Here is a 13023-nt window from a genome sequence, read left to right on the forward strand (position 1 = left end):
CTGATTCTGTTCAACTACCGATTCGCGGCACGGCCCAGCGGCCGGCAAATCGTGGTTCACGTTTCTCCGCAAATGCGGCGTACGCCTCCGGTGCGTCGGAGGTACCGAAATTCATTGCCTGCGCGCGTGCCTCGTTGGCGAGCGCATCCCGCATCGTGCGGTCGGCGCCTTCGTGCAACAACGATTTACTCTGTGCCAGCGCGATAGGTGGTCCTGACGCCAATCGCTGTGCCAGGTCGCGGGCATATCCGTCGATCTCCGATTTCGGCACAACCCAGGTCACCAGGCCAAGTTCCTCGGCTTCCTCGGCGCCGATGGTCTCGGCGAGCAATACAAGGCGTTTGGCCTGTTGTAGACCGACAAGTTTTGGCAGCAGCCATGATCCGCCGAGGTCCAAGGACAACCCGCGCTTGGAGAAGATCTGCGAAAACGTCGATTCGGGTGTGGCCACCACCAGGTCGCACCCGAGCGCCAGATTCCACCCTGCACCGACGGCCACTCCGGACACCTTGGCGACGGTCGGTATCGGCAGTTCGTGGAGCAGCAGGGCAACATCGGTGAGGACGCGCAACTTGTGCATGGGGTGGATGTCGGCGATTTCCGACAGATCCGCACCCGAACAGAACGCGCCGTCTGCCCCCTCGATGACCAGCGCCCGAACATCGCGGTTGGTCTCGAGGGATACCAGCGAATCGCGCAGTGCTGCCCATAGTTCCGGATTGATCGCATTCTTACGGTGCGGGCGGTTGAGCGTCAGTGTCCGAACGCCGTCGCGGTCGTCGCTCAGCAGGACGGGGCCGGGCGCCACCGATGTGTTTTTCTCGTGCGCCATCAGCAGTACGCCGGTCCGATCGCGCCGTCGCCGCGCAACGCCGCGATGTCGTCTCCGGTGAAACCGAAGTCCGCGAGCACACGATCCGTGTGCTGCCCGAGTCCCGGTACCGCCCCCATCGGCGGCTCGAAGCCCGCAATGATCGGCGGTGGCAGCAGTGCCTCGATCGGGCCGGCAGATGTGTCGACCTGCCGCCAGCGGTCACGAGCACTCAGTTGTGGGTGCTCGAGCACTTCGCTGGGGAGGTTGTAGCGAGAGTTTCCGATTCCGGCAGCGTCGGCAGTCTTCTGAATGTGCTCGAGATCGTGTCGACCACACCATGATTCGATGGCCTCGTCGAGAACCTCCCGATGACGAACCCTCCCGGAGTTGCCGGCAAACCGCGTGTCGTCCGCCAGGTCGGGACGCTCCAGTATCTCGCGGGCAAGTCGCTGCCATTCACGGTCGTTGGTCGTGCCGAGTACAACCGTCTGCCCGTCTCGGGTCCCGTACGAACCGTACGGTGATACGGCAGGCGAACTCATCCCCAATGGTTGCTGATCGATCCCCGAGTACTTCGTGTACGTGAGCGGGTAGCCCATCAACTCCGTCATGGTGTCGAACAGACTCACCGACACCGACGACAGTTCGCCGCCGTTTCCACGACCCTTGCCGCACAGCAGCGCCAGGATCGACAGCGCCGCATACAGTCCCGAGGAGATATCGGCGACGGGCGGTCCGGGTTTTGCCGGCTCGCCCGGGCGTCCGGTGACGGCACATGCACCGGACTCTGCCTGGACGAGAAGGTCGTACGCCCGCTTGTGCGACAGCGGACCACCGGCGCCGTAGCCGTCGATTTCCACCGTGATCAAATCCGGATGCCGTTCGGCCAGATCACTCGCCGACAGACGAAGTCGTGCCATCGCGCCCGGCGCCAAGTTCGACACCAACACGTGAGCCTTGTCCAACAGCCTGTGCATGGTTTCGATCCCGGCCTCGGATTTCAAGTTCAAGGTGACTGATTCCTTACCGCGATTGGCCCAGACAAAATGTGCGGCAAGACCATTCACGACATCGTCGTAGTCTCGCGCAAAATCGCCACCCTGCGGATTCTCGACCTTGATCACGCGGGCGCCGAAATCCGCCAACGTACGCGTACACATCGGAGCGGACACGGCTTGCTCCAACGTCACCACGGTAATTCCCGCGAGCGGCCCCCCTGATGTAGCAGAGGAGCCCGCGGCAGGCTCCGAACCCGACATCACATCACCATGCCACCATCCACCGGCAGCACCTGCCCGGTGACGAAGGAAGAAGCATTCGACGCCAGGAACACAAAGGCACCCGCGATTTCCTCGGGCTCCGCCCAGCGGCGCAACGGGATTCGCGTCATCATGTTCGCGGCGAACTTCTCGTCGGTGCGAATGGTCTCGGTCATCGGCGTTGCAGCCAATGGGGCAAGTGCGTTGACCAGGATGTTCTTACGCGCCAGTTCCCGAGCCAGAGACTTGGTCAGGCCGATGATCCCGGCCTTCGCGGCCGAGTAGTTCACCTGGCCGAGCGTTCCGGTGATTCCGGCCGAGGACGTCACGTTGATGATTCGCCCTGTCCCGTCGGTAGCCAGGAACGGCAAAGCTGCCTGCGAGCAATGGAATGCGCCGAGCAGGTGGATGTCGAGCATCCGCTGGAACGAATCCTGCGCAAGATCCTTGAACATCGCGGGCGCGGTCACGCCGGCATTGTTCACCAGGATGTGCAGCTTCCCCTCGGTGAAACCGGCGGCGCGTGCCACCGCGGCGTCGGCGGCTGCACGGTCCCTGACATCGAGCGCAAAACTGTCCGCCTTGCCACCCGCCGCCGTAATACGTTCTGCAACAGCAGCTGCCGCGTCACCGTCGACGTCGGTGACCAGCACGGTCGCTCCAGCCGTCGCAAACGCCCGCGCAACGGCGGAGCCGATACCGCCGGCCGCGCCGGTGACCAGTGCTGATCGTCCCGTCAAGTCGAACATCGGATTGGTTGCGGTCATCAGTAGCTCCTCGGCATTCCCAAAGTATGTGATCCCAGATAGTTCAAAATCATTTCCTGACTGATGGGTGCAATCCGCATCAGTCGGGCCTCACGGAAGTAGCGGGCGACGTGGTATTCCTCGGAATAGCCCATCCCACCGTGAGTTTGCAGTGCTCGGTCCGCAGCGGCAAAACCTGCTTCGGCACACAGATACTTGGCCGTGTTGGCTTCGCGACCACACTGATTCCCCTGGTCGTACAACCAGGTTGCCTTGCGCAGCACCAGCTCTGCGGCATCAAGATGGGCAAGCGCGTCCGCAAGCGGAAACTGAATGCCCTGATTCATGCCGATCGGCCGACCGAATACCTCACGCTCGTTGGCGTACTTCACTGCTTTCTCGAGTGCCACCCGGCCGATACCGAGCGCCTCGGACGCGATGAGCATGCGTTCCGGATTCAGGCCGTCGAGGAGGTACGAGAACCCCTTACCTTCCTCACCAACCCTGTCCTCGACGGGAATCCGAAGATTGTCGATGAACAATTCGTTGGACGTGACGGCGTTTCGACCCATTTTCGCAATCGGCCGGATGTCGACACAACTGCGGTCCAGATCGGTCAGGAACAACGTCATTCCGTCGGTTTTCTTCTTGACGTCGTCATAACGCTCGGTACGGGTCAGAAGCAGAATCTTCTCGGATTCAAGTGCTTTCGAGATCCACACCTTACGCCCGTTGACCACATAGTGGTCTCCGTCGCGCTTGGCGAAGGTCGAGATTCGAGACGTATCCAGACCGGCCCCAGGTTCCGTCACTCCGAAGCAGACATGCAGGTCACCTGACGCGATACGCGGCAGTGTTCGCGCTTTGAGTTCATCGGATCCGTGGACCACCACCGGATGCATGCCGAAGATGGACAGGTGAATCGAACTGGCGGCGTTCATGCCGCCGCCGGACCTGGCCACCTCTTCGAGAAGTATTGTGGCTTCGGTGATTCCGAGCCCGTGACCGCCGTATTCCTCGGGGATGGTCATTCCCAGCCAACCGCCCTCGGCGATGGCGTTGTAGAACTCGACGGGGAACTCGTGCGCCCGGTCCTTCTCCATCCAGTACTGATCGTCGAACTTCTTCACCAGTTCAGCGACCGACTTGCGGATCAATTCCTGATCCTCGGTCAGTTCGAAATTCATACCGCCGGACACAATCGACTCCTCTGCTGTGCATCACCTGAAGGCTCGTCGGTGCGGCGCCCGGTTACCCGAACTCCCGCACCGACTTTCGTTGCTGTCTACGTGTTCAATCGGAGGCGGGGAGCGCGTTGGCAGCCTTGAGGGTCATGGCAACGCCGTCGCAGCTCAGTTCACCTACTCCGGACGACGTGCACAGCACTTCGAGGCTCTGATCGGCGTCTACATAGCGTTTCCCGATGAGCGTGACCGCGTCGGTGACTGTTGAGGCGGCCGCCTGCCCCGGCGCAGCGGGAACCATTGGGCTACCCCCACAGGCGATTACCGGGTTTCCGGCTGCAGGTGCGCGGACGACGATCACCCGCGTGGTGCACACGGAACTGGCGAGCTGGCCTCCCGGCCGCAAAGGTATTGGTGCGGTCATGGTGAACCTCCCTTTTCGATAGGTCGATCGCCGAGCAGGGCCGAACCTGTGGGCGTCAAGTGTCGACGCGAAGAAATCAGGCCGAGCCGACAGGTACTCGTCGGTGGATCGTCCAAATTGACGACTTCCTAGGAAATTATATTCTCCATACTAGAGAATCAAGCTCTCTTTGACTATTCGCAGGAGGAAAAATGTCAGGACAGCGTCGTGGAACCGCCATCGCCATGACAGAGGAGGAACGCCATTCGTTCCTCTCCGCGCAGCCGATCTGCCGAGTGGCGACCGTCGGACAGAGCGGAAGACCGCACGTCAGCGCCCTGTGGTTCGCCTGGGACGGAACCTCGATCTGGCTCAATTCACTCACCCGGAGCAGACGGTGGACCGATCTCGAACTCGATCCCCGGGTAAGCGTCATCGTCGACGAGGGAGATACGGACTTCCTCGGCTTACGCGGCGTTGAGCTGGAGGGAAAGGTGCGACAAGTAGGCGAAATACCTCGCCACGGGGAACCGGACGACGCCTTGATCACCCCCGAGCGCCTGTTTGCCGACAAGTACATCGGCAAGGACGGGAACTTCAGTTACGACGGCCGGCACGGCTGGCTCCAACTCGTTCCCGAGAACATCGTGAGCTGGGATTTCTCCAAACTCCGGCGATAGCGGTTGACTACCGACATTCGCGTATGGCAGTCTGAATTTCGTTGTTGAGAATCGCATTCTCATTCGAGAGAGTGCATCCTTCAGAAATCTGTACCAGCCGAACCAGCCGCAGCGCACAGCCAATTCACGCTTCGGCATCGCGGCGGAACACGAACATGAGAACGAGAGGTAGACCGTGCCACACTTCGCCAAACCGGCCGCGGGAAGCTGGACCGAACAGTATCCCCACCTCGGCACCGCACCCGTCGACTACACCGACTCCATCGACCCCGAACACTACGAAGCCGAACGCGAAGCAATCTTCAAACGCACCTGGCTCAACGTCGGACGCGTCGAACGAGTCCCCCGCACCGGCAGCTACTTCACCAAAGAACTCGCCGCCGTCAACACCTCCCTGATCATCGTCAAAGGCGCCGACGGAACCATCCGCGCATTCCACAACGTCTGCCGCCACCGCGGAAACAAGCTGGTATGGAACGAAATCCCCGGCGACGAAACCTCAGGCACCTGCCGCCAATTCACCTGCAAATACCACGCCTGGCGCTACGACCTCGACGGCAAACTCTCCTTCATCCAACAAGAAGGCGAATTCTTCGACGTCGACAAGCAGGACTACGGACTCGTCGAAGTCACCTGCGAAACCTGGCAAGGCTTCATCTTCGTCAACCTCAACCCCCAGCAAAGCCTCGAGGAATACCTCGGCCCCATGCTCAAGGGCGTCGAAGGCTACCCCTTCCACGAAATGACCGAGGTCTACAGCTACCGCGCCGAAATCGGCAGCAACTGGAAACTCTTCATCGACGCATTCGCCGAGTTCTACCACGCCCCCATCCTGCACCAGAAGCAGGCAACCAAGGCCGAAGCAGACAAACTCGCCGCCACCGGCTTCGAAGCACTCCACTACGAACTCGACGGACCCCACTCCCTCATCTCCTCATGGGGCGGAATGGCACCGCCGAAAGACCTCAACATGGTCAAACCCATCGAACGCGCACTGCGCAGCGGACTCTTCGGCCCCTGGGACCGCCCCGACATCGAAGGCCTCGACCCCCTACCCCCCACACTCAACCCCGCACGCCACGCAGCCTGGGGCGAAGACAGCTTCACCATCTTCCCCAACTTCATGCTCCTCATCTGGGCACCAGGCTGGTACCTCACCTACCACTACTGGCCCACCGCAGTCGACAAACACATCTTCGAAGCCAGCCTCTACTTCGTACCCCCCAAGAACACCCGCGAACGACTCGCACACGAACTCGCCGCAGTCACCTTCAAGGAATACGCACTCCAAGACGCGAACACCCTCGAAGCCTCACAAACAATGATGGCCACCCGCACCGTCACCGAATTCCCCCTCTGCGACCAAGAACTCCTCATCCGCCACCTTCACCACACCGCACGAACACACGTCAAGGAGCACCGCGATGCCACTACCAACTGACTTCGCCGACCTCGAACGCTTCGCCGACTGGATCCTCCCCACCGAAGGCGAACGCTACGCAAAACGCCTCGCCTCCACCATGCCCGAAATGCAAGACTTCTACGACGCCGCCTTCAACCGACTCGAAGACGCCATCACCTACTGCGACAAATTCCCCCTCGACGACCTACCCGACGACGCACGAGCACTCGTACACCTCATGCAATCCTTCGTCATGGTCACCTTCCCCATCGAAGTCTGGAAACAACCCCGCGTCCCCGACAGCGGCGCAGCCTACGTAGCCGTCACCGTCGAACCCGTCGTCTGACCTGCTGATCATTTAGGCACGGATTCCCACGAGAGTGGTTGGGAAGCAAGAAAACTGTACAGACCGTAGCGTCCGGCATGCATAGCTTCACGCATGCCGGGCGTTGCGGTCTTTTCATTTTCGCCGCACTGCCCGAGATATCGAAATATGTTGCACCACAATGCACAATTACGGACAAAGTCTTGGCATCACTGCCTAGGATACGAATACTCTTGTAACAGAATGCAATTCTTGACAATTGACGGCGCGCTGGGAAGCATCGGAAGCGCCGCCACTATAGAAGGACATCCGCATGGCACTCTTTCCCAAACCTGCCGAAGGAAGCTGGACCCAGCACTATCCGGACGTCGGAACCGGGCCGGTGTCCTATCAGGACTGCATTTCGCCCGAATTCTACGAAGCCGAACGCGAAGCAGTGTTCAAGCAGGCGTGGCTCAATGTCGGGCGCGTCGAGGACGTCGCCGACAAAGGCCGCTATTTCACCAAGGAAATCGAGGTCGCCAATACCTCGCTCATCATCGTGCGCGATCTGGAGGGGCAGGTTCGCGCCTTCCACAACATCTGCCGTCACCGCGGAAACAAGTTGGTGTGGAACGACATTCCCAGTGCGGAGACCAGCGGCTCGTGCCGCGCCTTCACCTGCAAGTACCACGCGTGGCGTTACTCGCTCGACGGGTCACTGACGTTTGTGCAGCAGGAGGGCGAGTTCTTCGACTTGGACAAGGCCGATTACGGACTGGTCCCGGTGCACTGCGATGTCTGGGCAGGGTTCATCTTCGTCAATCTCGCCAAGGAACCGCCCACCACTCTTACCGAATTCCTCGGTTCGATGATCACCGATCTGGCGGGGTATCCGTTCGAGGAGATGCCCGAGCGCTACGATTTCAGCGCCGACATCGACTGCAACTGGAAGGTCTTCCTGGACGCATTCCAGGAGTACTACCACGTCCCGTCGCTGCATACCCAGGAAGCAACCCCCGACGCCAGGCCCCAGATGATGAAGGGTTTCGAGGCGCCGCACTATCAACTCGACGGGCCCCATCGAATGGTGTCCACGTCCAGCGTTCCGCGTCGACTGTGGCCGGCCAATTTCCAGTATCCGATCGAAATGGAAACGCGCAGCGGCTTGTTCGGCCCGTGGAACGAACCCGATCTCGGGGGCGAGCTGTCCGGAACCAACCCTGGACGCATCAAGGCCTGGGCGGCCGACAACTTCCAGATCTTCCCCAACCTGGAGATCCTGATCTGGGCGAGCGGGTGGTACCTCGTCTACCGCTACTGGCCTACGTCGCATAACACGCACCGGTTCGAGGGCACACTCTTCTTCCCACCGGCCAAAACCGCCAGCGACCGCGCTGCACAGGAATGCGCCGTCGTCATGTTCAAGGAGTTCGCTCTGCAGGACGCCGGCACCCTCGTCGGAACTCAACAGGGTCTCGACGCTCTGGGCGACTCGAGCGACTTCCCACTCAACGACCAGGAACTCCTCGTCCGGCATTTCCACAAGTCCGTTGCCGACTGGGTCGCGAATTACCAAGGCTCCGGGGTGAATGCATGACGAACATCAATCCTCTTCTTCCTCAGCAATTCTCGGAACTCGAGGGTTTTGCCGCCGTGTGGAGTCTCGAAACGGAGGCTGAACGCTGGAATATGCGGATGACGAGCAGCATGGCAACGATGCAGGCGTTCTACGACGCCGGTTTCCCCGTCCTTCAAGACGCTCTTGCCTACTGCGACAAGTTTCCGCTCCACGATCTCCCCGACGACGCGCGCAATCTGCTCCGCCTGGTGCACTCCGTCATCATGGTCGCGATGTGCGTCGAAATCTGGCATCAGCCCAAGGTCGTAGACGGCGGCGACGCGGTCCTGAACCGTCTCACCGAACCATCCTTCTGAAAATGTCCCACTGTTCGAAATGACCCACTGACTCAGGTGAGCAGCCCCTCGCCTCAAGAATCGAGACATACGCGCGAGCGATGTCGCGGGAAACGGTGTAGCCATGACCGACTTCGAGACCAAGAACTTTTTCAAAGACGACGATCTTGTCGTGGACCCGTATCCGTACTTCGAGGCGATGCGCGGTCAATGCCCCGTCAAGCGCGAACCGCACCACGACGTAGTCATGGTGACGGGGTACGAGGAAGCCGTCGAGGTACTGCAGGACAGCGCGACATTCTCGTCGTGCACGTCGGTTACCGGGCCGTTTCCAGGTTTCCCGGTCCCGCTCGAAGGCGATGACGTCTCGGAATTGATCGAACTGCACCGCCACAAGCTCCCGATGAACGATCAGCTTCCGACACTCGATCCCCCGATGCACACCGATCACCGCGCGCTGCTCATGCGATTGATCACCCCCAAGCGCCTCAAGGAGAACGAGGACTGGATGTGGACGCTCGCAGACCAGTTGCTGGACAAGGCACTCGAGGGCGGCGAAGGTGAATTCATCAGCGAGTTCGCGCTGCCGTATGCGTTGTTGGCCATCGCCGATCTGCTCGGTGTTCCCGAGGACGATCGGAACAATTTTGTTCGCAATCTCGGACAACCGCACGGTGGTGGCGGCGGCGGCGTCGGAAGCACCGGCGACGACACGATGGCACACACCCCGATGGAGTTCCTGTACGCACAGTTCACCGCCTACGTCGAGGACCGTCGCCGCGAACCACGTGACGACGTCATGACCGGTTTGGCCACAGCGACGTTCCCGGACGGCTCGACCCCCGAGGTCGCAGACGTCGTACATGTTGCTGCCAACCTCTTCTCGGCCGGCCAGGAAACCACGGTCCGCCTGCTCAGCTCCGCACTGAAGATTCTTGCCGAAGAGCCGGAGCTCCAAGCACTTCTACGCAAGGACCGCGACCGCATTCCCAACTTCATCGAAGAGACACTGCGGATCGAAAGCCCGATCAAAGGCGATTTCAGGCTCTCCCGAGTTCCCACAACCATTGGCGGAGTGGATATTCCGGCGGGTACCACGGTAATGCTGGTCAACGGCGCCGCCAATCGCGATCCGCGTCAGTTCCCGGATGCTGCGACGTTCGACATCGATCGACCCAATTCCCGGACACACATCGCCTTCGGCCGCGGCATTCACAGCTGCCCCGGTGCTCCACTCGCACGTACGGAAGCCCGGATTTGCCTCGAGCGCCTTCTGGACCGAACCACGGACATCAGAATTTCGGAAAGCGTTCACGGAACTGCGGATAACCGTAATTTCCAGTATGTTCCGACGTTCATCCTCCGCGGTCTCACCAACCTGAATCTCGAGTACACGCTCGCCGAGGGAGAAGGCCGATGAAGGTTTCGGTCGACCCGGACGGGTGCAAGGGACACGGCGTCTGCCTCACCATCGCCCCTGAGGTCTTCACTCTCACCGACGACGGTTACGCCGAGGCGATTACCGACGTGGTTCCGACGGACACGGAAGGTGCAGTTCGCGACGCTGTCTCGAACTGCCCTGAGCGCGCAATCACCTTGACCTGAGATCACTTTCAACCATCAATCACGTCTACCAGGAGTACGTAATGCCCAAGGGATATGTCATCTTGACCGAAGCCGTCAAAGACGAAGCCGGCATGAATGCCTATGGCCGGGCGTCTGCGCCCTCACTGGCAAAGGGCGGCGCCACAGTTCTGTCGGTCGAGACGACGCCTCGCGTACTCGAGGGCGATTGGCACGGCGACCGGACAGTCGTCCTCGAGTTCGCATCGGTCGAGGCGGCCCGCACTTGGTACGAGTCCGACGAGTACCAGGAGGCAAAGGTGTTGCGCGAGAGTGCTGCCGAGACCAATGCCGTGATCCTGTCAGGATTCGAGATGCCGAGTCGCCGTGGGTGATGTCGACCTCTAACGGGTCGAGCAGACCCTGAATCTCACGCGGTGTTCGTCTGTCGAACACCGCGTGTTTTTTGTGTGTAGACCGACCGAACCCGGCCGACGTTGACGACGGGTGAGGACTGTGGAAATATTGCGCTCAGTTAAAGAGAATGTGATTCTCAAAGATGAGATCGAAAATATTGCACCTTTCGATGACAGCAAAGGAAACGAACATCTGATGCGGCTATCTCCGTTACCCGAAGCAGATTGGGACGACCAGGTCCGAATGTCGTTGCGCGGAATGCTGCCCCGTGAGCGGCAGAACCCGGAAGGTGCCGGACCGGCTCTGTCCACTCTGGTGAATCACCCCGAGTTGACCAGGGACTTCCTCATCTTCAGCACGCGAATGCTGTACCGCAACAGCCTTCCGCCCCGCCTGCGCGAACTCGCCATCCTGAGGGTTGCAACGCGCCGAAACTGCGCTTACGAGAAGACCCACCACATCATCATCGCCCAGGAGGAAGCAGGCCTGACGCCGGCCGAGATCGAATCGGCGATGCGCGGCGAAGCCCTCGTCGAACCCGACATCACGGTGTTGCGCGCCGTCGAAGAGCTCGAAGTCGATTCGATCGTCTCCGACGAAACCTGGGCTGCACTCAGCGAGTATTTCGACAAACGACAGCTGATGGATTTTGTCTTCACCGTCGGCTGCTATGGCCTGATGGCCATGGCCTTCAACTCATTTGGCATCGAGCCAGACCACGAAAGCGAGTAGACCGTGCCACACTTCGCCAAACCGGCCGCGGGAAGCTGGACCGAACAGTATCCCCACCTCGGCACCGCACCCGTCGACTACACCGACTCCATCGACCCCGAACACTACGAAGCCGAACGCGAAGCAATCTTCAAACGCACCTGGCTCAACGTCGGACGCGTCGAACGAGTCCCCCGCACCGGCAGCTACTTCACCAAAGAACTCGCCGCCGTCAACACCTCCCTGATCATCGTCAAAGGCGCCGACGGAACCATCCGCGCATTCCACAACGTCTGCCGCCACCGCGGAAACAAGCTGGTATGGAACGAAATCCCCGGCGACGAAACCTCAGGCACCTGCCGCCAATTCACCTGCAAATACCACGCCTGGCGCTACGACCTCGACGGCAAACTCTCCTTCATCCAACAAGAAGGCGAATTCTTCGACGTCGACAAGCAGGACTACGGACTCGTCGAAGTCACCTGCGAAACCTGGCAAGGCTTCATCTTCGTCAACCTCAACCCCCAGCAAAGCCTCGAGGAATACCTCGGCCCCATGCTCAAGGGCGTCGAAGGCTACCCCTTCCACGAAATGACCGAGGTCTACAGCTACCGCGCCGAAATCGGCAGCAACTGGAAACTCTTCATCGACGCATTCGCCGAGTTCTACCACGCCCCCATCCTGCACCAGAAGCAGGCAACCAAGGCCGAAGCAGACAAACTCGCCGCCACCGGCTTCGAAGCACTCCACTACGAACTCGACGGACCCCACTCCCTCATCTCCTCATGGGGCGGAATGGCACCGCCGAAAGACCTCAACATGGTCAAACCCATCGAACGCGCACTGCGCAGCGGACTCTTCGGCCCCTGGGACCGCCCCGACATCGAAGGCCTCGACCCCCTACCCCCCACACTCAACCCCGCACGCCACGCAGCCTGGGGCGAAGACAGCTTCACCATCTTCCCCAACTTCATGCTCCTCATCTGGGCACCAGGCTGGTACCTCACCTACCACTACTGGCCCACCGCAGTCGACAAACACATCTTCGAAGCCAGCCTCTACTTCGTACCCCCCAAGAACACCCGCGAACGACTCGCACACGAACTCGCCGCAGTCACCTTCAAGGAATACGCACTCCAAGACGCGAACACCCTCGAAGCCTCACAAACAATGATGGCCACCCGCACCGTCACCGAATTCCCCCTCTGCGACCAAGAACTCCTCATCCGCCACCTTCACCACACCGCACGAACACACGTCAAGGAGCACCGCGATGCCACTACCAACTGACTTCGCCGACCTCGAACGCTTCGCCGACTGGATCCTCCCCACCGAAGGCGAACGCTACGCAAAACGCCTCGCCTCCACCATGCCCGAAATGCAAGACTTCTACGACGCCGCCTTCAACCGACTCGAAGACGCCATCACCTACTGCGACAAATTCCCCCTCGACGACCTACCCGACGACGCACGAGCACTCGTACACCTCATGCAATCCTTCGTCATGGTCACCTTCCCCATCGAAGTCTGGAAACAACCCCGCGTCCCCGACAGCGGCGCAGCCTACGTAGCCGTCACCGTCGAACCCGTCGTCTGACCCGATCTACCGATCGTCTGATCTTC

Annotated in this window: 16 protein-coding genes; 11 read left to right on the forward strand and 5 right to left on the reverse strand. The window is 60.4% G+C overall.

The window, feature by feature from the left end; genetic code table 11:
- Positions 1-10: 10 nt before the first annotated feature.
- From CJ178_RS15185 to CJ178_RS15205, 5 genes are all read right to left on the reverse strand, one after another.
- Entirely contained in the window at positions 11-832 is an 822-nt protein-coding gene (locus CJ178_RS15185; RefSeq protein WP_051730291.1) for an enoyl-CoA hydratase/isomerase family protein, read from the reverse strand.
- Positions 832-2073, reverse strand: coding sequence for a CaiB/BaiF CoA transferase family protein (locus CJ178_RS15190; protein WP_045064751.1), 1242 nt, complete (start codon positions 2071-2073; stop codon positions 832-834). The genes CJ178_RS15185 and CJ178_RS15190 overlap by 1 nt, the downstream gene beginning before the upstream one ends.
- Entirely contained in the window at positions 2073-2840 is a 768-nt protein-coding gene (locus CJ178_RS15195) for an SDR family NAD(P)-dependent oxidoreductase (protein ID WP_033231789.1), read from the reverse strand. The genes CJ178_RS15190 and CJ178_RS15195 overlap by 1 nt, the downstream gene beginning before the upstream one ends.
- Positions 2840-4006: an acyl-CoA dehydrogenase family protein gene (locus CJ178_RS15200; RefSeq protein WP_033231878.1), complete on the reverse strand. Its 1167-nt coding sequence runs from the start codon at positions 4004-4006 to the stop codon at positions 2840-2842. Before CJ178_RS15200 ends, CJ178_RS15195 begins: the two co-directional genes overlap by 1 nt.
- A gap of 106 nt (positions 4007-4112) precedes the next feature.
- Positions 4113-4427 (reverse strand): hypothetical protein, encoded by a 315-nt coding sequence (locus tag CJ178_RS15205; protein ID WP_033231790.1) that lies wholly within the window; start codon positions 4425-4427, stop codon positions 4113-4115.
- Between the two features lie 191 nt (positions 4428-4618).
- On the opposite strand from CJ178_RS15205, the gene CJ178_RS15210 reads away from it, so the two are divergent.
- The 11 genes from CJ178_RS15210 (at position 4619) to CJ178_RS15260 (ending at position 12997) form a co-directional block, all read left to right on the forward strand.
- Positions 4619-5086 (forward strand): pyridoxamine 5'-phosphate oxidase family protein, encoded by a 468-nt coding sequence (locus CJ178_RS15210; RefSeq protein WP_095887051.1) that lies wholly within the window; start codon positions 4619-4621, stop codon positions 5084-5086.
- 175 nt (positions 5087-5261) lie between these two features.
- Entirely contained in the window at positions 5262-6527 is a 1266-nt protein-coding gene (locus tag CJ178_RS15215; protein ID WP_033237420.1) for an aromatic ring-hydroxylating oxygenase subunit alpha, read from the forward strand.
- The gene (locus tag CJ178_RS15220) at positions 6511-6834 is read left to right on the forward strand and encodes a hypothetical protein (protein ID WP_033237421.1); all 324 of its coding nucleotides are present in this window, start codon (positions 6511-6513) and stop codon (positions 6832-6834) included. The genes CJ178_RS15215 and CJ178_RS15220 overlap by 17 nt, the downstream gene beginning before the upstream one ends.
- 292 nt (positions 6835-7126) lie before the next feature.
- Positions 7127-8392 (forward strand): aromatic ring-hydroxylating oxygenase subunit alpha, encoded by a 1266-nt coding sequence (locus CJ178_RS15225; RefSeq protein WP_095887052.1) that lies wholly within the window; start codon positions 7127-7129, stop codon positions 8390-8392.
- Positions 8389-8730: a hypothetical protein gene (locus CJ178_RS15230; protein WP_095887053.1), complete on the forward strand. Its 342-nt coding sequence runs from the start codon at positions 8389-8391 to the stop codon at positions 8728-8730. Before CJ178_RS15225 ends, CJ178_RS15230 begins: the two co-directional genes overlap by 4 nt.
- A gap of 103 nt (positions 8731-8833) precedes the next feature.
- Positions 8834-10129: a cytochrome P450 gene (locus CJ178_RS15235; RefSeq protein WP_095887054.1), complete on the forward strand. Its 1296-nt coding sequence runs from the start codon at positions 8834-8836 to the stop codon at positions 10127-10129.
- The gene (locus CJ178_RS15240; RefSeq protein WP_095887055.1) at positions 10126-10314 is read left to right on the forward strand and encodes a ferredoxin; all 189 of its coding nucleotides are present in this window, start codon (positions 10126-10128) and stop codon (positions 10312-10314) included. The genes CJ178_RS15235 and CJ178_RS15240 overlap by 4 nt, the downstream gene beginning before the upstream one ends.
- Positions 10315-10355: 41 nt before the next feature.
- Complete coding sequence (locus CJ178_RS15245; protein WP_033237409.1) at positions 10356-10667, forward strand: DUF1330 domain-containing protein; 312 nt, start codon at positions 10356-10358, stop codon at positions 10665-10667.
- Positions 10668-10884: 217 nt separating this feature from the next.
- Positions 10885-11421, forward strand: a complete 537-nt coding sequence (locus tag CJ178_RS15250) for a carboxymuconolactone decarboxylase family protein (RefSeq protein ID WP_045066694.1) — start codon at positions 10885-10887, stop codon at positions 11419-11421.
- Between the two features lie 3 nt (positions 11422-11424).
- On the forward strand, positions 11425-12690 hold the full coding sequence (locus tag CJ178_RS15255) for an aromatic ring-hydroxylating oxygenase subunit alpha (RefSeq protein ID WP_033237420.1): 1266 nt from the start codon (positions 11425-11427) through the stop codon (positions 12688-12690).
- Positions 12674-12997, forward strand: coding sequence for a hypothetical protein (locus tag CJ178_RS15260; protein WP_033237421.1), 324 nt, complete (start codon positions 12674-12676; stop codon positions 12995-12997). The genes CJ178_RS15255 and CJ178_RS15260 overlap by 17 nt, the downstream gene beginning before the upstream one ends.
- Positions 12998-13023: the final 26 nt, after the last annotated feature.

The organism is Rhodococcus sp. ACPA4 (assembly GCF_002300185.1).
Lineage (GTDB): Bacteria > Actinomycetota > Actinomycetes > Mycobacteriales > Mycobacteriaceae > Rhodococcus_F > Rhodococcus_F globerula.